The sequence below is a fragment of the Variovorax sp. NFACC27 genome (assembly GCF_048301545.1).
Classification (GTDB): Bacteria; Pseudomonadota; Gammaproteobacteria; order Burkholderiales; family Burkholderiaceae_C; genus Variovorax; species Variovorax gossypii.
Map to the genome: position 1 here is coordinate 5436550 of NZ_CP157613.1, position 21604 is coordinate 5458153.

Sequence of the window (21604 nt, forward strand, 5' to 3'; positions counted from 1 at the left end):
CACCCAGTCTCGCAGTGCAGATCATCGCCCTCGAAGCTGAAAATAGGTTATTCACTCTGGCGAGGATCGAGCAAATATCTACATGCATATCTCAAGAACTCCAAGCCCAGATCTGGATTGAATCGCTTGAGCAGAAAAAGATAAAGCGGTACGGGCGTCACGCCCTCACTCGTATTTGGATCCCATTCAGCTTCCTCATAAAAACAGCAAACGGCGCACCGACTCAATGCAGCCAGGCCCGGATTTTCTCCTTCAGAGCTATCAAATAGTGACCAAAGAACGAGCCTGCCCGGCCGTCGCAATTCATCACTACCATCGAGCCCTAAGCTAGTTATTGCCACCTGCAGATGTTCAACAACAAAATCAAGTTGCACGGGTGAAGCAACTCCATTGAATTGACCTGCCAGAAGGCGGCTGTGCAAGAACTTCGCGTACACCTTCATCATCTGAGAGAAAGCTACTTGCCTTTCTATCAACTCATCTTCGATGGCATCGAGGTGCTCTTCTTCGGTTTCGCTATGCGGGTTACTCATTTTTTATTTATCACAGAAGCTCAACCCCCCTGTGCGAATGCCTCACGAGCATTGAGGCAGCAGCCTCCCCTGTTTTACTCAATAGCCGGCGCAATCCCTTAAACAGCGCTACGAAGCTCGTCAGCATTAGCCACCTATAAGCGTCAGCATTTTTTCCAAGCATATCTGATCCGCACATCAGCGCGCGTCTCAAACTGCTTGTCGACCGTAGTTGGGCAAGCGCCTCGCATATGAACATGGCGCCCATATCGACTGCAATACAGCCTGCCTCATCATTTCAATGAAATTCTAGAATTCCCCTCTTTTTTCCTTCGCTCGCAGCACTTGGAATCCCTCTGTAAATCTCAGCGTCGAATCTTACTCAGTCGATCGCATATTATTGAAATCACACCATTAAAATCGTCCCTCATTTCAGATGAAACCACCGAAAGGCTCCCTTCACGTTGCCAGACCGCCTCCGAATCTTGCCCTTCCTGATTCATCAATTCAACTGAAATGTCAAAATATTCGCCCTCTTGCTCAACAGAGACAATCAAGTCAATTTCATGAGGATAAAAACTTATGTACCCATAAGGGCTCGAAGAATTTCGATTCAACCCTGAGTTAGATTTCTCAATTCCAACTCTCTGCTGCACCGCCCCTTCAATTTCCTTCAAGTATTCTGATAAAAACCCAAGAAAAATATCAATCGTCATTTTTTACCTCGAGATCTAACGCTTTCGAGCAACCCGTCTGTATATGAGTTCGAAGCCCCAGTACCTCGCATAGCGGCCCAATTTCTCAGCTTTTCATTAGACGGATCATCCTGCGGTCGGATGGTGACGTGTCCATCGGCTTTGTCGTGTATTACGTCTAACCCACAACTGCAAGCATGAGCAACATCAATTTCTACATACTTCCCGGAACCCAATCCTTCAATGCCGACATTGGCGGAAAGCCCAGGTAGCCGAGAATCTTTCGGCGTGTCGTCAACTCCTGGGCGTGGTGTAAGGCTGTCAGCGGTTCCCGAAGCTCCTCTAAACACGCTTCCGCTTGTGAGTTTTTTCGGTTGAAAACCACTCAACCCGCGAGGATCTACCCAACTTATCGCACTCGGTGCGTACACATATATGTTGAGTCCCCCATGAATACCTATCGGATCACGAGAGACGTATCTACCGTTCGCAGGGTCGTAGAACCGATACCGGTTGTAGTGCAGCCCCGTCTCCTCATCCCAGTACTGCCCCTGGAACCGGATCGGATTCCTGAACCCCGCCCTCCTCCCCGCCTCGCTGATCGCCTCCCGCGCCTCTCCCCACGCTTTGTACTGCGCCGACCAAGCCACACCACCCTCATGGTCCGTCAGCTCCTGCGGCGTCCCCAGGTGATCGCACTGGTAGAACGCCATCTCCTTCCTGTCGAACGCTCGCGGCACGTGTCTCTGCTCGCCGTTCCACAAAGGATCCTGCTCAATGTCGTAGACGCCACCGTTGGCCTCCATCAACGCCTTCGCATCCGTCGTCTCGCTCAGCACCATCGCGCTTGCCCGGCGCACCTGCACCAGCGGCACGAACGAGTTCGCCTCGTGGATGTAGTGCACGCTCCAGCCGTGCTCGTCTCCTTCTTCGATCGCTGACCTGCTCTGCGTGCTCTCGAATGCGAGCACGTCGCCGTCCCAACCGAACAGCGTCGTGGTCTCGCCCGAGCTCTTCGACAGACGGCGCCCCAGCGCGTCGTAGCTGAAGGTGGTGGTGATACCGCTCTGGTCGGTCGCTGCCGTCATGCGGTTGAAGCTGTCCCATGCGAAGACGGTGCGCCATCCGTTGCGCATCCGTTCCGTCATGTTGCCGCGCTCGTCGTAGCGGTAGCTGGTGCCGGCGTAGTTCTTCAGCAGGTTGTCCAGCAGCTTGCTGGCCGGGTGTCTGAACGGGTCGTTGGTCTCCGGAGGGTCGACGATGTTGCCGGCCGGATCGAACGCGAACGTCTCGCGCCCGATGCGGCTGTTGGCTTCGAGCAGTCGGCCAACGGGGTCGTAGCGGTAGCTCAGGTTGCCGCGCCGGCTGTCGCCGATGCCCACCAACTGGCCTGCCTTGTCGTAGCTGTAGCGGCGCCGGATGCCGGTGGCCGATTCGATGACTCTGGGCTTGGTGCGCGAGATCTGTTGTTCGAGCAGCCGCCCTGCCGGATCGTACTTCTGCCGCTGGCTCAGTCCGTTGCCTTGCTCGCGTGCGATCTCGCGGTGCAGATCGTCTCGCTCGAAGCCCAGGATGTCTTGGCCATCGACCATTAGGCCGTGCACGTGGCCTGAGCCGTAGGTGAGCCATTGGGTGACGTGCCCGTCGGGGCGCACGGTGGCGATGCGCTGGTTGAGTTCGTCGTAGCGGTGCTGCCAGACCGCTGTGCGCTTGCGCTCCACGTAGTGGTGATGTTCGCGCGTCAGGTTGCCGGCCGGGTCGTAGAACCACTGCAGGCGCGCGTCGCTGTTGGTCGCCTCGAGCAGGCGGCCGTTGCGGTCGTAGGCGAAGCGTTCGGACTGTCCGCCGGCACGGCGTTCGCTCAGGCGGCCCAGTGGGTCGAATTCAAGTTCGGTGCGATGGCCTGCCTCGACCACTTCGGCGAGGATGCCGGTGGTTTCTTCATGGACGTACTGCGTGGCCTTGCGATCGAAGCCGGTCTCCTCCAGCAGGCGACCCACGGGGTCGTAGCGGAAATCGTAGCGGCTGCCGTTCTCGTTGTGCAGCTCAGTCAGGCGGCCCAGCAGGTCCCAGTAGTACTTGAGCGAGCGGCCCGCGGCGTCGGTACGGCCGGCGATCAGGCCGGCGCGCGTGTAGCTGTAGCGCGTGGCACGCCCGAGTGCGTCGGTGTGCTTGAGCAACCTGCCTTCGGCGTCGTGCTCGAAATGCTCGATCGTCTGGTCGGGCTGCACGATTTCCTCGAGCTGGCCGGCGGCGTAGCGATATCCGGTCGCGTTGCCGGCGGCATCGGTGGCCTTGGTCAGCCGACCCCGGTCGTCGTACTCCCAGCGGCTGGTCTTGGCGGAGCAGTCGGTGTAGCTGAGCAGTTGTCCCGATGCGGAGTAGGCCAGCGCCTTCACACCCCCCTTCGCATCGGTGATGCGCACGGGCCTGCCGGCCTTGTCGTAGGCGTACTCGGTCTTGTGGCCCAGCGGATCGACCTCTTCCGTGAGGTGGCCCTGCGCGTCGTAGTCGCGCTTCCACACGCCGCCTTCCGCGTCGCGGATGCCCGTGAGCCGGTGCAACCTGTCGTACTCGAAGTGCACCCGACTGCCGTCCGCTCGAGTGTGCGTCTGCAGGTTGCCGTCGGCGTCGTAGGTGTAGTCGTCGGTCGTGCCGTCGGTGTGCACGTGGCGCGTGACGTTCTTCGCGTCATCCCTGAAGAACCATTCCTGCAGCTTGTCCGGATGGATGATCCGGTAGGTGTAGCCCTCGATGTCGTAGTAGTGCCAGGTCTCGCCGCCCAGCGCATCGGTCACGTAGGTCAAGCGGATGTTCCTGTCCCACTCCAGCTTCAATGCGAAGCTGCCGTCGTCGGACCACTCGCGCACGGCCTTGGCATTCGGGCCGGTGCCGTCGTACTCCAGGTTCATGCCCCGGCCGGTGCGGTCGGTGTAGCGGGTCACGAGGTGGTGGCTGTAGGCGTAGCTCCAGCTCGCGCCGTCTTCGTCCTGTGCCGACACGAGGTCCCGCTCGCCGTCGTGGGTGTAGCCGGCCAACTGGCGCACGACCTGGCCGTCCTTGAGCTCCCACAGCGACTGGATGAGCCCGGTCTGCGCATCAGGCTTCGTGCCCACATGCGCCATGACGGCTTCGCCATGCTTGCTGATGATGTCGCTGAGCACGCGCTCGCCCGTTGCCGCCACGACGTGGTCGTAGCGCAGGCCGATGGACATGCCGTCCTTCGCCTGCTGCGTCACGAGCCGGAAGTGAGGCTGCTTGCTGTCGACGTACTCGTAGATCTCGCGCCACTCGCTTTGCTCGCCCGCAGGCAGCGGCTTGCCGAAGTCCAGCACCAGCAGGTTCTCGCTCAGGCGCGAGAGGCTGACTTCCTCGATGCGGTCGAACCAGGTCTGCCCCACTTCCAGCAGCGGGTAGGCATGGCTGCGGCCGTCGGCGGCGTGATGGACCAGGCTTGCCTTGCCCTGGCGTGCACCACGCACAGGCGTGGCAACGTCCACGCGCATGCCGTACGGGGTGATCCAGCGCGCACCGAGGCTGCCACGGTCGAAGGCATCGAGGTCACTGGCATAGGTGCGGGCCCATTCGATCGGCAGCGGCGCGGCAAGAACGAAGTCGGTGTGGGTGAAACTCTCGTTGCCAGTGCTCAGGCTGATGGAAGCGCCTTTGCGTGCCGGCGCGGGGCAGTTCTTGCAGCCCCCGGTTCCCTGGGCTCCGGCCTGCTTGTTGATATGGCCAAGAGGCGTTCCCGGGTTTTCCTTCTCCGCCTTGGCCCCCGCCTGCGGCGGCACGATCGCCGCCCTCTTGCCCTTCTTCTTCAACAACGCATCCCGCAGCTTGTGCAGCAGCCACATGATGCTCGCCTGCGCCTCCTTGTCCGCCAGCCTCGACAGCTGCCCCCTCAGCAGCCGCTTGAAGTCCAGCATCTGCGTGATCACGCCGTTGACCTTGCCGGCAACACCATCGGGCAGCTGGCTCGCCGCCGCCTTCGCCACGTAGTTCGCCGACTGCTTCGAGTACCGCACCGCCGCACCCCACATCCGGCTCCACGTGCTCTGCGTCTTCGGGTCGTGCACCTTCGTTTCCGCCGCCGCGGGCGCGCCCACCGTGAACAGGTCCTTCTGCCCCAGCACCCGACGCAGGATGTCCACCAGGTTGTCGATGATCTTGTCCGCTAGATCCGCGCAGCTCTTGAGGATGCCGTCGAGCTTCTCGATCGCCCCCTCGATGAACTTGTCCAGCTCACCCATGATGGTGGCGTTCAGGTGCCCCACCAGCGTCGTCACGATCGCCTCGCCCAGGTTCGACGCCGCCGTCTTCAGCTCCTGCTTCACCAGGTGCAGCGTAGGCCGCAGGCTCATACGTGCCGCAGCCATGCTCGGCGGTATCGGAATCAGCCCGATCAGGTTGATGCCCAGGCTCACCCAATTCAGGAACGCATCGACCCCGTCCTTGGCCTTCTTCTCCACGATGTTGATGATGTCCAGGAACACATCCACCAGCGCCATGATGTTCCCGACGATCGGGATGCTGCCCAGCACCATCGTCAGGCGCTCCAGCGTCACGTACCCTCCGCTGAACGAACGCAGCCAATCGTCCACCGCCTTGCTTGCAGCGGCAACGTCCTCCTTCACGATCGTGTTCAGCGGCGCTACCGCCGTCTGGGGTTCGCGCTCGGTCGGTTTCTGGCCTTGCTGTTGCGGGCCTTCGCTTTCTGCCATCTTCTCTCCCTGCCTCTATCTGATGCGTTGGCTGTGCTGTGAATCCAGGCCTCAGGGCCCGATCACGCAGTCCTTCATCGTGAGAAACGCCGACCCCATCGCGAAACCGACTTCGCAGCTCGCGGTGAACTTCGCGCCGCTACGCATCTCACCCATCTTCTGGCTCTGTGCGTCGTCCGCAGGAGTCAGGCGCGCCAGCTCCTGGTTGCCGCGTACATCGGCAGCGCGGATCAGCGACGTGCCACCGAAGGAATCGGACGCCTCGACGACCACCGCCGGGAACTGCACCCGCTTGCCGTATTCCGGCATGCCGAGCGCGCGACGGCCCTGCTTCTCGTAACTCTGGTGCAGCTTGGTCAGCGTGGTCTTCGTTTCCGCTTGCGCAGCACATAGAGAAGCGGCACCCAGGAAGACGGTGGCGACAAAGACGGTCTTGATGTTTTTCATGAACATGGAATCGGTGAAGTGATGAGGTTGCCCGTCAGGGCTCAATTGATGTTGGCGTTCTGAAACTCGAGCTGTTCGAATGTGCTGCCCGTGAAGTCGACGCTGCGCCCCTGCAGTCCTTGCGCATGCACCACGGTGCCTCCGCAGTCCAGGACCCCGACGTCGTTCCAGCTGCCGCCCGCGAAGCTGATGTCGTCCCACTGGCACTGCCTGAACGTGCTGGTGCCGATGCTGCTGCCGTCGAAGTTCGCGCGCGTGAAGCTGCAGTTGATGAAGGTGCAACCCGTGATCGAGATGCCGCTGAAGTCGCATTGGGTGAAGCTGCAACCGGTGAACTGGCAGGCGCTCCAGCCCGCCTGCTTGAAGCTGGTGGCGGTGAAGCTTGTGCCGTTGAAGGTCGTTGCGGCGAACTGGGCCAATCCCAGGTCGAGGCCGGCATAGGCGAAGCTGTCGGCCTGGCCCACGAGCCCGGCGGGAGCGCCGCCTGCGCCTTTGCGCCACATGTCGTGGGCGAGGATGATGATTTGGGAAGACATTGGCGATCAGATAGAAAAGGTTTCGTTCATGGGTTCGCAAGCAGGCCGACGTGCATACGGAACTTCATCACGTAGCGTTTCTCTGCCGGGATATTCATTCCCCTGAACCTGGAACTTCAGTCGATATCCCGATAGATGCTCCAGTTCGATATGTCGACGTTGAGATCGTCCTCGAAGCTCTCCGAAACTATTTCGATCGAATTGCCGGAAGGGTCCAGGACTCTTGCGAAATACCCTCCGGGAGTATGTGCAAGCATGTCGAACTCAACGCCGCTCTCCATCAAACTTTGGCAGAAGCTCGGGAAGTTTTTCTCGATGGAGAACTCATAGATTGCGCCCCGATCCTTCTCATTGCGCCCTCCTACGCCGATGAGGTTCGAATACTTGAAGCAGATAGCCAAGTCTTGATGACCCGGCACTCGCAGGATGTCCAACACCGGATCTCGCTCGTACTTCAAAACACCTTCGTAGAAAGCGTTCATCCTCTCAAGCATTCCTTTTCTTCGAAGAGTCGGAATATGAACGGTGAACGGCTTCTTCATCTTTCATCCTGTCCGCTTGGAAATGCCCCTGGCTCAGCGAGACAAGTGCTTCTGCAGAAGCCGACCGCTGCTCTTTTCGATCAGCAGCGAGGCCTCCACAAGGCCGGGCAAGGCACCGCGATGACCCTGCGGCTTACCCTTTGCCTCCCACGAAACGTTGTAGGCGTTGGACTGCTCGACCAAGACGAGTTTGTAGTTTTCAAACGGCAGGCCCAAGGACTTGGCATCCTCGCAGGCCCGTGCAATCGCCTGCGCCACCAAGCCGTCGACCTCGAAGAGCGGCAAGGCCGGGACATCGAGGTCATCGCTCACGGACGCGCACCTCGGGCCTTGGCGCGGGCCGCTTCGATCTCCTTGAGCAGGTCACCGGCATCCGCGTTGCCGTTCTTCAGCGACTCCGCCGCCCAGCGCGCGGCCTCGGCGAGATCCTTGCCATTCATGTAGAGGTCGTAGGCCAGGTTGTGCTGCGCCACGACATGACCGCCCTTGGCCGCGATCGACAACCAGCGGATGCGCTGATCATCGTCCGAGGACACGAATGTGTAGTACAGCGAGAGACGGAATGCGGCCTCGGCATCGCCGGCTTCGGCCTTTGCAGCCAGATCGACTCGCTGCGCGTCTGTCAGCGCATACGACTGCGCACCCGAAATGGGCGAAGAAGAGGTTGGTGCCGCGTCGGGTTTGTCCATGGCGTGGTTCTCCGTTGCGTGAGAAACAGGGAGTTGCAGAAGAAAAGGAAAAATCAGCATTGCCGGCAATACCCGGGTCGCGCTGAACCTGAGGTCGAGGTTCTTCATGGCTTGGGATTGAAGGTATGCCAGACCCCGGGATCCGCGGTGTCCATGCTGCCGTCCGCCTTGCGGCCTGCCGGCTTGTGGGCGCCATTCGGCCAGATCCACAGGAGCTTGTCGGGCGCCTCGACGGGCGCATTCAATTCATTGGCGAGCTTCTGCGCGTAGGGGTCCGTCCCCTTGCCGGTTTCGCACGACATCAGCTGCACCTTCTGGCCCTCCGTATACGACGGATGCGCCTTGATCCGCTGTGCCATCTGTGCAGGCGTGATGCCCTTCAGCGCCGTGTCGGTCATGATGTTCGGCCCACCATGGGAGCCGACCGTGAACGTGCCGGGCGGGCTTGGGATGTTGTCCGCCGATGCCCGGATCGCTTCGCTGTGCGGGAACAGGTTGATGTCGACAAGTCCCAGCGGATCGATGCCACGCACGGGGTTGTTTCCGACATAGGCATACAGGTTGAGACCGCCTGCGAGCCCCAGCGGATCGCGCGAGACGTACCGGCCGATCGCCGGGTCGTAGTAGCGGTAGCGGTTGTAGTGCAGCCCGGTTTCGACGTCGAAGTACTGTCCCTGGAAGCGGATGGGGTTGGCAAGGCCGGCGCGTCTTCCAGCTTCGCTGATGACCTCTCGCGCCTCGCCCCAGGCCTTGTACTGGGCCGACCAGGCAACGCGCCCCTCGTGGTCGGTGAGGTCCCGCGGCGTGCCGAGGTGGTCGCACTGGTAGAAGGCGATCTCGTCCTTCTCGAAACTGCGTTGCCCCGGCTGCAACTCCCCGTTCCATAACGGGTCTTGCTCGATGTCGTACGCGCCGCCGTTGTCGACCATGATTTCCCGCACGTCGGGCGTTTTGCCCAGTGCGATCGCATGCGCCTGACGCAATTGGACCAACGGAGCGAACGAGCTTGGCTCGTGAACGTAGTGCACGCTCCAGCCGCGGCCCTCGTCTTCCCGCTCTCCGGCGACGCTCTGCGTGCTCTCGAAGGCGAGCGTGTCGCCATCCCAACCGAACCTGGTGATGCCGTCTCTCGAACGCTTTGAAATGCGGCGCCCCATCGGGTCGTAGGCGAACGAGGTTTGCGTGCCGTCTTCGTCCGTGGCGGAGCTCAAGCGCCCGAAACCGTCCCACGCGAAGGTGGTCGCCCGACCGTTGCACACGCGCTCGACCATGTTGCCGTGCTCGTCGTATCGATAACGGACGCCTGCATAGGCCCTGAGCAGGTTGTCAAGCAAGGCAGCGGCGGGAGCCCGGGTTCCGCCGGCCGTGCCCTCCAGCTCGACGATGTTGCCTGCCGGATCGAAGGCGAAGGTCTCGCGCCCGGATCGGCTGTTGGCCTCGACCAGGCGGCCGACCGGGTCGTAGCGGTAGTCGAGGTTGCCGTGATGGCTGTCGCCGATGGCGACCAGTTGCCCAACCTTGTCATAGCCGTAGGTACGTTGCAGCCGCAGCGCGCCGGGCGCATTCGAGTCGCCGGGCACGACCTGCTGCTCCAGCCGCCGCCCCACGCTGTCGTAGCGCAGCTTCTGGGTCAGGCCGTTGCGCTGCTCGCGCAGAACTTCGCGATGCAGGTCGTCGCGCTCGAAGCCGAGGATGTCATGCCCGTCGAGCAGCAGGCCGTGCACGTGGCCCGACCCGTAGGTAAGCCACTGGGTCGTATGGCCGTCGGGGCGGATCGTGGCGACGCGCTGGTTGAGTGCGTCGTAGCGGTGCTGCCATATCGCCGTGCGCCCGGCCTGCAGGTCGTGCTGGTGCTCGCGCGTCAGGTTGCCGGCCGGGTCGTAGAACCATTGCAGACGCGAGTCGTTGTTGGATGCCTCGACCATGCGTCCGTTGCGGTCGAAGGCGAAGTGCTCGACCTGGCTTCCGGCGGATCGCTCGCTCATCCTGCCCATCGTGTCGGCCTGCAGTTGCACCACCCGCCCGCCCGCTTCGACCTCGACGAGCCGGCCGGTGCTTTCTTCGTAGCGGTACCGAGTGGTCCGGCGCGCGAAGTCGGTCTTCTCCAGCAGTCGGCCCACAGGGTCGTAGCGCAGGCTGTGGCGGCTACCGTTCTCGTTGCGCAATTCGACGAGACGGCCGAGCAGATCCCACTGGTACCCGAGCGAATGCCCCTCGGCATCGGTGCGGCCGGCGATGAGCCCTGCGCGGTTGTAGCTGTAGTGCGTGCGGCGCCCGAGCTCGTCGACATGCGCGAGCATGCGTCCCTCGGGGTCGTGCAGCGTCTGCTCGCACGTGCCGTCGGGCAGGACGATCTCGTGGAGCAGGCCCGGCACGCTGCCTTGGGCACGCAGCACCGCGTCTTCTTGCGGCAGGCTGCGGAGATGGCGCGTGACGTTTCCCGCAGGATCGACAGCCGTGGCGAGTCGGCCGCGGTCGTCGTATGTCCAGCGACGCGTCTTGCCCGAGCAATCGGTCAGGCTCGCGAGCCGGCCACGGGGCGTGTAGCTCATCAGCTTCGTGCCGCCCTTCGCATCGGTGATGCGCACGGGCCTGCCGGCCTTGTCATAGGCGTACTCGGTCTTGTGCCCCAGCGGATCGATCTCCTCCGTGAGATGGCCCTGCGCATCGTAGTCGCGCTTCCACACGCCGCCTTCCGCGTCGCGGATGCCCGTGAGCCGGTGCAGCCTGTCGTACTCGTAGTGCACCCGACTGCCATCGGCCCGGGTGTGCGTCTGCAGGTTGCCGTCGACGTCGTAGGTGTAGTCGTCGGTCGTGCCGTCGGTGTGCACGTGGCGCGTGACGTTCTTCGCGTCATCGCGGAAGAACCACTCCTGCAGCTTGTCGGGATGGATGATGCGGTAGGTGTAGCCCTCGATGTCGTAGTAGTGCCAGGTCTCACCGCCCAGCGCATCGGTCACGTAGGTCAAGCGGATGTTCCTGTCCCACTCCAGCTTCAATGCGAAGCTGCCGTCGTCGGACCACTCGCGCACGGCCTTGGCATTCGGGCCGGTGCCGTCGTACTCCAGGTTCATGCCCCGGCCGGTGCGGTCGGTGTAGCGGGTCACGAGGTGGTGGCTGTAGGCGTAGCTCCAGCTCGCGCCGTCTTCGTCCTGTGCCGACACGAGGTCCCGCTCGCCGTCGTGGGTGTAGCCGGCCAACTGGCGCACGACCTGGCCGTCCTTGAGCTCCCACAGCGACTGGATGAGCCCGGTCTGCGCATCGGGCTTCGTGCCCACGTGCGCCATGACGGCTTCGCCATGCTTGCTGATGATGTCGCTGAGCACGCGCTCGCCCGTTGCCGCCACGACGTGGTCGTAGCGCAGGCCGATGGACATGCCGTCCTTCGCCTGCTGGGCAACGAGCCGGAAGTGAGGCTGCTTGCTGTCGACGTACTCGTAGATCTCGCGCCACTCGCTTTGCTCGCCCGCGGGCAGCGGCTTGCCGAAGTCCAGCACCAGCAGGTTCTCGCTCAGGCGCGAGACAGTCACTTCCTCTATCGGGTCGAAGTAGGCCTGCCCCACAGCCAGCACGGGGTACGCATGGCTGCGGCCGTCGGCGGCGTGATGGACCAGGCTCGCCTTGCCCTGGCGTGCACCACGCACAGGCGTGGCCACGTCCACGCGCATGCCGTACGGGGTGATCCAGCGCGCACCAAGGCTGCCCCAGTCGAAGGCATCGAGGTCGCTGGCGTAGGTGCGTGCCCATTCGATCGGCAGCGGCGCGGCAAGAACGAAGTCGGTGTGGGTGAAGCTCTCATCACGAGAGAGACTCGAAGCGCCCTTGCGCACTGGTGCCGGGCGATTCTTGAGGCTGCAGCCTCTACCGTTTGCTGGTGCCTGCCTGCTGATGTGCTCCAGCTGGTCACCGGGCTTGTCCTTCTGGGCAACCGCCCCCGCCTGCGGCGGCACGATCGCCGCCCTCCTGCCCTTCTTCTTCAACAACGCATCCCGCAGCTTGTGCAGCAGCCACATGATGCTCGCCTGCGCCTCCTTGTCCGCCAGCCTCGACAACTGCCCCTCAGCAGCCGCTTGAAGTCCAGCATCTGCGTGATCACGCCGTTGACCTTGCCCGCGACGCCATCCGGCAGCTGGCTCGCAGCCGTCTTCGCTACATAGTTCGCCGACTGCTTCGTGTAGCGCACCGCCGTGCCCCACATCCGGCTCCACGTGCTCTGCGTCTTCGGGTCGTGCACCTTCGTTTCCGCCGCCGGCGTGCCCACCGTGAACAGGTCCTTCTGCCCCAGCACCCGGCGCAGGATGTCCACCAGGTTGTCGATGATCTTGTCCGCTAGATCCGCGCAGCTCTTCAGGATGCCGTCGAGCTTCTCGATGGCTCCGTCGATGAACTTGTCCAGCTCCCCATGATGGTGGCGTTCAGGTGCCCCACCAGCGTCGTGACGATGGCTTCGCCCAGGTTCGACGCCGCCGTCTTCAGCTCCTGCTTCACCAGGTGCAGCGTCGGCCGCAGGCTCATGCGCGCCGCCGCCATGCTCGGCGGTATCGGGATCAGCCCGATCAGGTTGATGCCCAGGCTCACCCAGTTCAGGAACGCATCGACCCCGTCCTTGGCCTTCTTCTCCACGATGTTGATGATGTCCAGGAACACATCCACCAGCGCCATGATGTTCCCGACGATCGGGATGCTGCCCAGCACCATCGTCAGGCGCTCCAGCGTCACGTACCCTCCGCTGAACGAGCGCAGCCAGTCGTCCACCGCCTTGCTTGCCGCGGCAACGTCTTCCTTCACGATCGTGTTCAGCGGCGCTACCGCCGTCTGCGGTTCTCTCTCCGCCGCCTGCGGCTTCGCGCCTGCTTCCTGTTCTGCCATCTTTTTCTTGTTCTCTTAGAGCTTGTGCTTCGGATTGATGAAGTGAGTGCGGCGCGCCGCGCGCAGGTCAGCCCATGAAGCCAGGCGTTCGGCCTGTGACCACGGGATTGGCGGCAGCAGTTGCAATGCCCTGCTTCATGCCACCGGAAGCCATGCCGCTCATCACGCCGGTGATCGGCACGCCCATCGGCCCGAGCTTGGCCCCCGCTGCCTGGATCGCCATGCCGGTCGCGGCCTGACTCGCCTGGCCCAGCAGCGCCTTGGCGCCGCCCTGCTGGATGGCCTGCGCCGCACCCACGGCCTGCTGCGCGATGCCGGCCGCCTGCGTGACCTGACCCAATGCGCTAGCAGCCTTGCTGCCCATGCCTGCGACGCCGGCGAGCGCTCCTGCCGCACCGCCGGCCGCGCCAGTCATGCCGGTCATGCCTGCGAAGCCGCTGGCCAGACCCGAGAACCCGGATACGCCGCCTCCGGCACCTTCGGCGCCGCCGCCTGTCGCAGCCTTCGCCTTCCAGTCCTCGGGCGTGCCGTAGTAGCTGCCTTCGTCCCACGGGTCGCGCGGGTCCTTGCCGAACGTGACCTTCGCGGTGCCGATGGGCAGGCCCGACACGGTCGCGAAACCGTTGCGGTCGAAGGTGCCGGCGTGCGTGCCGCCTTGCGAATCGACCACGGTGAAGTCACCTTGCGCCACGCCCTGGCGCTTTTCTCCGGTCGGCTTGATGTACTGGTGGTACAGGTCGAGCTGTCCCTTCGGCACCTGCGGCGGATTGGGCAGCGCGGGCTTGCCTTCGTTGGCGGGCCCGACGAGGCTGTGCACCGACGCGTGCTCGCGCCAGGTGCCGGAAGTGCCGTGCTCGATCCCGCCGGAGCTCCAGCGGCTGTAGCTCGAGCCGCCGTTGATCACCACTTCTTCCTTCGCGTGGATGGTGATCTTGTTGGCCGTCTGCGTGATGTTGAGCTTGGCCAGCACGTTCACGCTGTCCTTCAGCGCCTTGATGTCGATGTCGGCACCGGCCGCCACGAGTCGCATGCCGGCCTTGGAGGCGAACATGCGGATCGCGTTCTGCACGCTCACAAGCAGGCTCTTGCCCGCGCTCAGGCTCGTGTGGCCGCCGCTGGTGAGTGCGCTGTGCTCGTTGCTCACGATGTGCGTCGAGCCCTGCGCCACGGTCTGCAGTCCCTTGGCGCTGGCCAGGGTCATGTGCGCCTCCTGGAACTCGGGGAACTCGCCCTGCTCGCGGTTGCCGCCCTGCCCCTTGATGGCGTCGTTCTGCTCCTTGAGGCTCGTGGTGACTTCGTCCTGGTCGCCGGCGTCGTGGGCCTGTGCGCCCTGCGCCACGCCGCTCAAGCCCTCGTGCAGATCGCGCGCCTGCGTCAGGCGGCCCACCGTCTCGCTCATGTCGGTGGAATGCGCCTGGGCATTCGGGCGCGCCTCGGTGGTGACCAGCAACCCCTTGCCCGAGCGGACGACGCCATGCCCGTCGGTGCGCAACTCGAACCCCTGCCCCCGCGGCTCCTTGCGCCCGGCCGTGTCCTCGATGCGCCCGATGTGCCCCACGCTCAGCTGGCTGGCCTGGTGGTCGCTTCGCAGCTGCGCCTGGATCTTGCCCTGCGTGTCGTCCAGCACGAGGTGGTTGCCGCGACCGCCTCCGAGCTCGCGGCTCCTGATGCCCGACAGGTGCTTCTGTCCGGGCAGCTCCCATGACGGCATGGTGTCGGCGTTGTGCACGCAGCCCGTGACGATCGGGTAGTCGGGGTCGCCGTTGAGGAAGTCGACGATCACCTCCATGCCGATGCGCGGCACGCTGGTCATGCCGAAGGTGGCGCCCGCCCACGCGGTGGACACGCGCACCCAGCAGCTGGAGTGCTCGTTCTCCTGGCCGAGGCGGTCCCAGTGGAACTGCACCTTGATGCGCCCGTACTTGTCGGTCCAGATCTCCTCGCCCGAGGGGCCCACCACCACGGCGGTCTGCGGCCCGCGCGTGCGCGGCTTGGACGTGGTGCGCAGCGGCCGCCACGCGTAGCTGGTGGGCTGCGCCTCGAAGGCGAAGCGCTGCACGGAGCCCTCGGTGCCTTCCACGCCCTCGCTGGCCTGCAGGTTCTCCTGCAGGTGGTAGCTCACGCCCACGAGCAGGTATTGCTGGTTCTGGTCGGCCTTGGGGTGGCCGGTGAGGCGCAGGGTGTGGCCGGTGGCCAGCTCGCGCAGGTTGGAGCGGCCGGTGATGCGGTTGCGCTGGCTGAGCTGCTCCTCGTTGCGGATGCGCGCATAGGCCTCGCCGTCGCCGTGCTGCACGAAGCCGCCAGGCCAGTCGTAGTTCTCGTAGGCGTCGTGGTCGTGCCCGGGCGGCATCTGCCTCAGGTGCGACAGCTCGGCCTTGGGCTTCTCGAAGTCGTAGTCGTCGTTGTAGTGGTGGCCCGAGCGCACTTCCTCGGCGATCTCCCACGCGTAGATGCGCTCGCGCTGGCCCATGCCGGACTTCTCCAGCGGGTGGTAGCGCACCTCCTCGCCCCCGGGCAGCGGGCCGTGCGAGTTGGCGATGTCGTCGGCGAACACGAGCACGTGCTGCGACGCCTCGTGCCTGAAGTGGTAGTAGATGCCCTCGAGCTCGCACAGGCGGGAGACGAAGTCGAAGTCGCTCTCGTGGTACTGCACGCAGTAGTCCCACACCCGGTAGTCGCCGCGCGTGAGCTTCTTCTCGATGGGGTGGCCGTAGCGCCCGAGCACTTCCATCACGATGTCGGGCACGCTCTTGCCCTGGAAGATGCGGAAGTCGCTGCGTCGCGTGGCCAGCCACAGCCACGGGCGAAGCCGCATCCGGTAGAAGGAATGGCGCGCATCCTCCTGCTGCAGCCCGAAGCGCGTGACGATGCCGCCCAGGTAGCGCACCCCGCCTTCGGTCTCCACCGACACGGTGGAGGCCTTGCCCAGCAGGGTCTTGGGGTCCACGTTGTTGCTGTTGCCCAGCAACTCGACGTCGAAGGCGTACAGCTGGCTCAGCGCCTCGCGGCCTACCAGCTGGCGGAACTGCAGCGAATCTCCCGCTGGCGTCTGGATCGTGACTCGCCGCGTCATTGCGATGCCACGGCCGATTTATACGACCAATTACCTAAAAAGAATTTCAACAATACGAATATTGTTTTAAGAATGAGTTTCACACCCACCTCCCAGCACACAATTTCACAATTATTTTAAATGTTGATTTATCGTAAGAGCCAATGCGAAAAATAGACGGCTCTTCGAATCAGCATAAAGTCTGCGCGTTGCAGCCACCAGCATACGAAGGCATCAGGATGGGGGTTGCGTGAATTACGCCCGCGTCAATTGCCGGGCAAATAAAGTTGCCTCCGTCCGGCAGGTCTGTTCCGGGAAAAGGATCGGCCCGTGATTCACGATCTGGTTGCAATTCTTAAAAGCCAGCCGGAGATCGCGCTATTCCTGGTGCTCGCCATCGGCTACGCAATCGGCCAGATTCGCTTCGGTCCGATCCAGCTCGGAGGCATCTGCGGCACGTTGATCGCGGCCCTCGTCGTCGGGCAACTCGGCATCCATCTCGACGACAGCGTGAAGAACGTGTTCTTCATGCTTTTCATCTTCGCGCTCGGCTACGCGGGCGGCCCGCAGTTCTTCGCGAACCTCGATGCCAAGGGGCTGCGGCTGGGGCTGCTCTGCCTTGTCGAAGTGGTGGCGGTGCTGGCGCTCGTGCTCGGCGCCACCCTCTTCCTCTCGCTCGACCAGGGCACCGCCGCGGGCCTGATGGCCGGCGCGGCCACCGAATCGGCTGTGGTGGGCACCGCGACCGACGCCATCTCCAAGCTCGCGCTGCCGCTTGCCGACATCCGGCAGCTGCAGGCCAACGTGGTCACGGCCTACTCCATCACCTACGTCTTCGGGCTGATCGCGATCGTGGTGGCCACCAGCCAGGTCTTTCCGCTGCTGCTGCGCGTGGACCTGCGCGCCGAAGCCGACCGGCTCTGGAAGACGATGGGCGGCGGAGGCGACGAGCCCGACGCGGCTTCCGCCACGCCCGAGATGATCGGGCGCGTGTTCCTCGTCACCGTGGGCCGCGGCCGCACGGTGGGCGAACTGACGGCCATCTTCAAGGGGCACGCCAGCATCGAGCAGGTCATGCGACGCGGCCAGAGCCTGGCGGTGGAGCCCACGCTCAGGCTGCAGGCCTTCGACCAGGTGCTCGCCATCGGGCGCCGCAGCGTGCTGGTGAACGTGGCCGAACTGCTGGGCCGCGAGTTCGCCAACACCACGGCCTTCGACGCGGTGGTCGAGACCACCGAGGTCGTGGTCGACCGGCGCGAATGGTTCGGTCGCGAGCTGTATGAGCTCGGCGCGCCGCTTCCGCCGGGCGTGCAGATCGTCGGCGTCGAGCGCGACGGCAACGCCATGCCCCTGCTGCACGACCTGAAGCTGCAGCGCGGCGACGTGCTCAAGCTCTACGGCCCGGTGCTCGACGTGGCGCGGGCGGTGCCGCTCATCGGCGACCGCGTCGTCGAATCCACCCGCAGCAACATCAGCTACGCGGCCATGGGCATCCTGCTGGGCGTGTTCATCGGCGGCTTCAGCGTCAAGCTCGGCGGCATCCCGTTCTCGCTGGGCACCGGCGGCGGCGCGCTGCTCACGGGGCTGGTCTTCGGCTGGTACCAGTCGAAGAACCCGCATCGCCTCAGCGTGCCGCCGGAAGCCCTGGCACTGATGAAGGACCTGGGCCTGGCCACCTTCATCGCCTGCGTCGGCCTCGCCTCGGGACCGCAGGCGCTGGCGCTCGTCAAGAAATTCGGCATCGCGCTGCCACTGGTCGGCGTGGCGGTCGCGGTGGTACCGGCCAGCATCTCGCTCTTCGTAGGCCATCGGCTGCTCAAGCTCGAGGCGCCCGTGCTGCTGGGCGCCATCGCGGGCCAGCAGTGCAGCACGCCGGCGCTCAGCGCCGTGCAGAACGCGGCCGGCAACGCCACGCCGCTGCTGGGCTACACGATCACCTATGCAATTTCGAACGTGGTGCTGCCGCTGATGGGTCCGCTCATCGTGGCACTGGCTGGGCTGGTCGCGCACGCGGCGAAATGAGCCTGAAGCACATCGGCAAACCGAAAGGAACCTGACCCATGGAATGGCTGCACGAAATCTTCAAGAAGTCGCCCGAGATGGCGCTCTTTCTCTCCCTGGCCGTCGGCTACTGGATCGGCAAGATCAAGTTCGGCAAGTTCCAGCTCGGCGGCGTCGCCGGCTCGCTGCTGGTCGCGGTGGTGGTGAGCCAGGTCGGCGTGCAGGTCGACAACGGCGTGAAGGCGGTGCTCTTCGCCCTCTTCATCTACGCGGTGGGCTTCGAGAGCGGGCCGCAGTTCTTCAGCTCGCTCGGCAGGCAGTCGGTGAAGGAGATCATCCTGGCCGCGGTGATGGCGGCCACCGGTCTCGCGACGGTGATCGTCATGGCCAGGCTGTGCGGGCTCGACAAGGGCCTCGCGGCCGGCGTAGCGGCGGGCGGCCTCACGCAGTCGGCCATCATCGGCACGGCCGGCGACGCGATCGCCAAGCTGGGGCTGGAGGCGGCGGAAACCGCGCGGCTGCAGGCCAACGTGGCCATCGGCTATGCGGTGACCTACGTGTTCGGTTCCTTCGGCGCGATCATCGTGTGCGTCAACATCCTGCCGAAGTTCATGGGCCGCACCATCCGCGACGACGCCATCGCGGCCGAGACCGCAATGCAGGCCGGCGTGAAGGTGCTGGGCCCCGAACAGGAAGAAGCTGCGCCCTCGCTGGTCGGCCGCATCTATGAACTCGTGGCCGATCCGAAGCGCACCATCGCCGACATCGAGAACGCCAACCCGGCCACCACCATCACCATCGAACGCGTGAAGCGCGACGGCAAGTTCGTCGAAGTGAGCCCCGAACTCGTGCTGCACCAGGGCGACATCGTGCTCGCCGTGGGCCGTCGCGACGCGGTGGTGGCCAGCGCGCCGCTGCTGGGCAAGGAGGTCTACGGGGTCGACGGCATGGAGCTCACCATGCACAAGCGCGAGATCGTGCTGACCAACAAGGACTTCGACCGCAAGACGGTGGACGAGATCCGCAAGGCCACGGCCGGCGGCGTGCGGCACGGCATCTTCGTGGTGCAGTTGAGCCGCATGGGCAAGGTGCTGCCGATGAAGCCCGACACCGTGGTGCAGACCGGCGACATGGTGTCGATCTTCGGCGCCGAGCAGGACGTGAAACGCGTGGCGGCCATCGTCGGCGACGTGATCGTGCCGAGCGCGAAGACCGACTTCGTCTACCTCGGGGCCGGCCTGGTCGTGGGCCTGCTGATCGGCCTGCTGAGCGTGAAGCTCGGCAACATCCCGCTCACGCTGGGTTCGGGCGGCGGCGCCCTGCTCTCGGGGCTGCTCTTCGGCTGGTACCGCGCCAAGCGCCAGACCTTCGGCGCGCTGCCGCCGAGCGCGGTGCAGCTGCTGAAGGACCTCGGCCTGGCCGGCTTCGTCGTGGTGGTGGGCCTGTCCTCGGGCCTGCAGGCGGTGCAGACCATCAAGCAGCTGGGCCTGACCATCTTCGGTGTGGGCGTGGTCGTCACCATCGTGCCGATGCTGCTGACGATGCTGTTCGGCCGCTATGTGCTGCGCTACGGCAACACGGCCGTCTTCGCCGGTGCGCTGAGCGGCTCCCGCAGCGCCAACCCGGCTTTTGGCGAAGTGCTCGACAAGGCCGAGAACTCGATTCCCACCGTGCCCTTCGCGATCACCTATGCGCTGGCCAACGTGTTCCTCACGCTGCTCGGCCCGCTGATCGTGGCGCTCGTGTAGGCACGCACAGCTGCCTCGTTCTTTCTTATTTTTTCGTCCATTCAAACAGGAGCACTCCATGGACTTCAGCGACGTGAAAAAACTCGGTGGCCTGAGCCCCTTCGAACTCAAGGATGCACTGATCCAGGTGGCCCGCCAGAGCGACCGGCTGATGCTCAACGCGGGCCGCGGCAATCCGAACTTCCTGGCGACCACGCCGCGCCACGGCTTCTTCCAGTTCGGCCTCTTCGCGATGACCGAGAGCGAGCGCTCCTACATCTACATGGACGGCGTGGGCGGCTTCCCGCAGCGCGAGGGCATCGAGGCGCGCTTCGAGATCTTCACCAAGTCGCACGAAGGCCAGCCGGGCGTGCGCTTCATCGAGGCCGCCGTGTCGTACGTGCGCGACCAGCTGGGTCTTTCGGCCGGCGACTTCATCTACGAGATGTGCGAGGCCATCCTCGGCTGCAACTACCCGGTGCCCGACCGCATGCTGCGCCTGAGCGAGATCATCGTGGGCAAGTACATCCACAAGGAGATGATCGGCACGCATCCCTTCGTGGGAACCTTCGACATGTACGCGGTGGAAGGCGGCACCGCCGCCATGACCTACCTGTTCAACAGCCTGCGCGAGAACCACCTGCTGCAGGCCGGCGACACCATCGCGCTGGGCATGCCGATCTTCACGCCGTACATCGAGATCCCGCACCTCAACGACTACCGGCTGATCGAGGCACTGATCGACGCGCCTTCGGAGAACAACTGGCAGTTCACGAAGAAGGAGCTGCAGAAGCTGCTCGACCCGAAGGTCAAGGCCTTCTTCCTGTGCAACCCGAGCAACCCGCCGTCGGTGAAGCTGAGCGACGAGGTGCTGGCCGCCATCGCCGACATCGTGAAGCAGCGGCCCGACCTCATCATCCTCACCGACGACGTGTATGGCACCTTCGCGGACGACTTTCGCTCGCTGTTCGCGATCTGCCCGCACAACACGATCCTGGTGTATTCCTTCTCCAAGTATTTCGGCGCGACCGGCTGGCGCATGGGCGTGGTGGCCACGCACGAGGACAACATCATCGACCGCAAGATCGCGCAGCTTTCAGAAGCAAGGCTGAAGGAGCTCGATGCGCGCTACAGCTCGATCACCACCGAGCCGCGCAAGTTGAAGTTCATCGACCGGCTGGTGGCCGACAGCCGCACCGTGGCGCTGAACCACACGGCCGGCCTCTCGACGCCGGTGCAGGCGCAGATGGTGATGTTCTCGCTGTTCTGCCTGATGGACGAGCCCGAGGCGTACAAGAAATCGATGAAGCACATCGTCTCGCGCCGCAAGGAAGCGCTGTACCGCGAACTCGGCCTGCCGCTGCAGGCCGACCCGAACTCGGTGAGCTACTACCACCTGCTCGACCTGCAGGACATCGCCACGCAGATGCACGGCGAGCGCTTCGGCAAGTGGATCGTGACCAAGCTGCAGCCGAACGAAGCCCTCTTCCGCATCGCGGAGGAGACCAGCATCGTGCTGCTGCCGGGGCGAGGCTTCGGCGGCAAGCACGCGTCGGGGCGCGTGTCGCTGGCGAACCTCAACGAGTACGACTACGCGAACATCGGGAGGTCGCTGCGGAAGCTGGCTTCGGAGTATTTCGAGATCTTCGAGAAGGAGAATCGGAGCGACAAAGCTGGAGCGAGTTCCAAGGCGAAAGCCGCTGTTGCCAAACCCGCGAAGCAAGGAAAAAAGTAGTACCTTCAAGCTCCGGCGCTTGCGCCGGAGTAGGCCCCTTCGCATACGATCGAGATTACAAAAGAGGGATCTCGAAGG

At 63.9% G+C, this 21604-nt stretch carries 15 protein-coding genes; 3 read left to right on the plus strand and 12 right to left on the minus strand.

Features of this window, described 5'->3' with window-relative positions; genetic code table 11:
- Positions 1-47: 47 nt before the first annotated feature.
- From ABL840_RS25495 to ABL840_RS25550, 12 genes are all read right to left on the minus strand, one after another.
- A complete protein-coding gene (locus ABL840_RS25495; RefSeq protein ID WP_143042997.1) occupies positions 48-533 on the minus strand; it encodes a hypothetical protein in 486 nt (161 codons plus the stop codon).
- A 344-nt stretch (positions 534-877) separates the two neighbouring features.
- Positions 878-1228: a hypothetical protein gene (locus ABL840_RS25500; protein WP_143042998.1), complete on the minus strand. Its 351-nt coding sequence runs from the start codon at positions 1226-1228 to the stop codon at positions 878-880.
- Entirely contained in the window at positions 1225-5928 is a 4704-nt protein-coding gene (locus ABL840_RS25505) for an RHS repeat-associated core domain-containing protein (protein WP_418116005.1), read from the minus strand. The genes ABL840_RS25500 and ABL840_RS25505 overlap by 4 nt, the downstream gene beginning before the upstream one ends.
- A gap of 51 nt (positions 5929-5979) precedes the next feature.
- Positions 5980-6375, minus strand: a complete 396-nt coding sequence (locus ABL840_RS25510; protein WP_143043082.1) for a hypothetical protein — start codon at positions 6373-6375, stop codon at positions 5980-5982.
- Between the two features lie 41 nt (positions 6376-6416).
- Positions 6417-6911, minus strand: a complete 495-nt coding sequence (locus tag ABL840_RS25515; protein WP_093210111.1) for a pentapeptide repeat-containing protein — start codon at positions 6909-6911, stop codon at positions 6417-6419.
- A gap of 116 nt (positions 6912-7027) precedes the next feature.
- Entirely contained in the window at positions 7028-7453 is a 426-nt protein-coding gene (locus ABL840_RS25520) for a hypothetical protein (RefSeq protein WP_143043083.1), read from the minus strand.
- A gap of 33 nt (positions 7454-7486) precedes the next feature.
- A complete protein-coding gene (locus tag ABL840_RS25525; protein ID WP_093308095.1) occupies positions 7487-7765 on the minus strand; it encodes a hypothetical protein in 279 nt (92 codons plus the stop codon).
- The gene (locus ABL840_RS25530) at positions 7762-8250 is read right to left on the minus strand and encodes a sel1 repeat family protein (protein ID WP_143043084.1); all 489 of its coding nucleotides are present in this window, start codon (positions 8248-8250) and stop codon (positions 7762-7764) included. Before ABL840_RS25530 ends, ABL840_RS25525 begins: the two co-directional genes overlap by 4 nt.
- Positions 8247-12155, minus strand: a complete 3909-nt coding sequence (locus ABL840_RS25535; protein ID WP_418116006.1) for an RHS repeat-associated core domain-containing protein — start codon at positions 12153-12155, stop codon at positions 8247-8249. Before ABL840_RS25535 ends, ABL840_RS25530 begins: the two co-directional genes overlap by 4 nt.
- The gene (locus ABL840_RS25540; protein WP_418116007.1) at positions 12119-12448 is read right to left on the minus strand and encodes a hypothetical protein; all 330 of its coding nucleotides are present in this window, start codon (positions 12446-12448) and stop codon (positions 12119-12121) included. Before ABL840_RS25540 ends, ABL840_RS25535 begins: the two co-directional genes overlap by 37 nt.
- 41 nt (positions 12449-12489) lie before the next feature.
- Positions 12490-13011 (minus strand): hypothetical protein, encoded by a 522-nt coding sequence (locus tag ABL840_RS25545; RefSeq protein WP_418116008.1) that lies wholly within the window; start codon positions 13009-13011, stop codon positions 12490-12492.
- A gap of 67 nt (positions 13012-13078) precedes the next feature.
- The gene (locus ABL840_RS25550) at positions 13079-16084 is read right to left on the minus strand and encodes a type VI secretion system Vgr family protein (protein ID WP_093306724.1); all 3006 of its coding nucleotides are present in this window, start codon (positions 16082-16084) and stop codon (positions 13079-13081) included.
- A 309-nt stretch (positions 16085-16393) separates the two neighbouring features.
- Here ABL840_RS25550 and aspT (ABL840_RS25555) point away from each other — a divergent pair, with 309 nt between their 5' ends.
- The 3 genes from aspT (ABL840_RS25555) to ABL840_RS25565 are packed head-to-tail and all read left to right on the plus strand — an operon-like array spanning position 16394 to position 21526.
- The gene (aspT, locus tag ABL840_RS25555) at positions 16394-18085 is read left to right on the plus strand and encodes an aspartate-alanine antiporter (protein ID WP_093306725.1); all 1692 of its coding nucleotides are present in this window, start codon (positions 16394-16396) and stop codon (positions 18083-18085) included.
- A 38-nt stretch (positions 18086-18123) separates the two neighbouring features.
- Positions 18124-19812, plus strand: coding sequence for an aspartate-alanine antiporter (gene aspT / locus ABL840_RS25560; protein ID WP_093306726.1), 1689 nt, complete (start codon positions 18124-18126; stop codon positions 19810-19812).
- Between the two features lie 58 nt (positions 19813-19870).
- Positions 19871-21526: a bifunctional aspartate transaminase/aspartate 4-decarboxylase gene (locus tag ABL840_RS25565; protein ID WP_093306727.1), complete on the plus strand. Its 1656-nt coding sequence runs from the start codon at positions 19871-19873 to the stop codon at positions 21524-21526.
- Positions 21527-21604: the final 78 nt, after the last annotated feature.

Coding starts and splice junctions, on each gene's coding strand:
- ABL840_RS25530 (WP_143043084.1), bottom strand. CDS start 8,250: ATGAAGAACCTCGACCTCAGGTTCAGCGCGACCCGGGTATTGCCGGCA.
- ABL840_RS25510 (WP_143043082.1), bottom strand. CDS start 6,375: ATGAAAAACATCAAGACCGTCTTTGTCGCCACCGTCTTCCTGGGTGCC.
- ABL840_RS25535 (WP_418116006.1), bottom strand. CDS start 12,155: ATGTGGCTGCTGCACAAGCTGCGGGATGCGTTGTTGAAGAAGAAGGGC.
- aspT (WP_093306726.1), top strand. CDS start 18,124: ATGGAATGGCTGCACGAAATCTTCAAGAAGTCGCCCGAGATGGCGCTC.
- ABL840_RS25550 (WP_093306724.1), bottom strand. CDS start 16,084: ATGACGCGGCGAGTCACGATCCAGACGCCAGCGGGAGATTCGCTGCAG.
- ABL840_RS25545 (WP_418116008.1), bottom strand. CDS start 13,011: ATGGCAGAACAGGAAGCAGGCGCGAAGCCGCAGGCGGCGGAGAGAGAA.
- ABL840_RS25565 (WP_093306727.1), top strand. CDS start 19,871: ATGGACTTCAGCGACGTGAAAAAACTCGGTGGCCTGAGCCCCTTCGAA.
- ABL840_RS25515 (WP_093210111.1), bottom strand. CDS start 6,911: ATGTCTTCCCAAATCATCATCCTCGCCCACGACATGTGGCGCAAAGGC.
- ABL840_RS25520 (WP_143043083.1), bottom strand. CDS start 7,453: ATGAAGAAGCCGTTCACCGTTCATATTCCGACTCTTCGAAGAAAAGGA.
- ABL840_RS25495 (WP_143042997.1), bottom strand. CDS start 533: ATGAGTAACCCGCATAGCGAAACCGAAGAAGAGCACCTCGATGCCATC.
- ABL840_RS25500 (WP_143042998.1), bottom strand. CDS start 1,228: ATGACGATTGATATTTTTCTTGGGTTTTTATCAGAATACTTGAAGGAA.
- ABL840_RS25505 (WP_418116005.1), bottom strand. CDS start 5,928: ATGGCAGAAAGCGAAGGCCCGCAACAGCAAGGCCAGAAACCGACCGAG.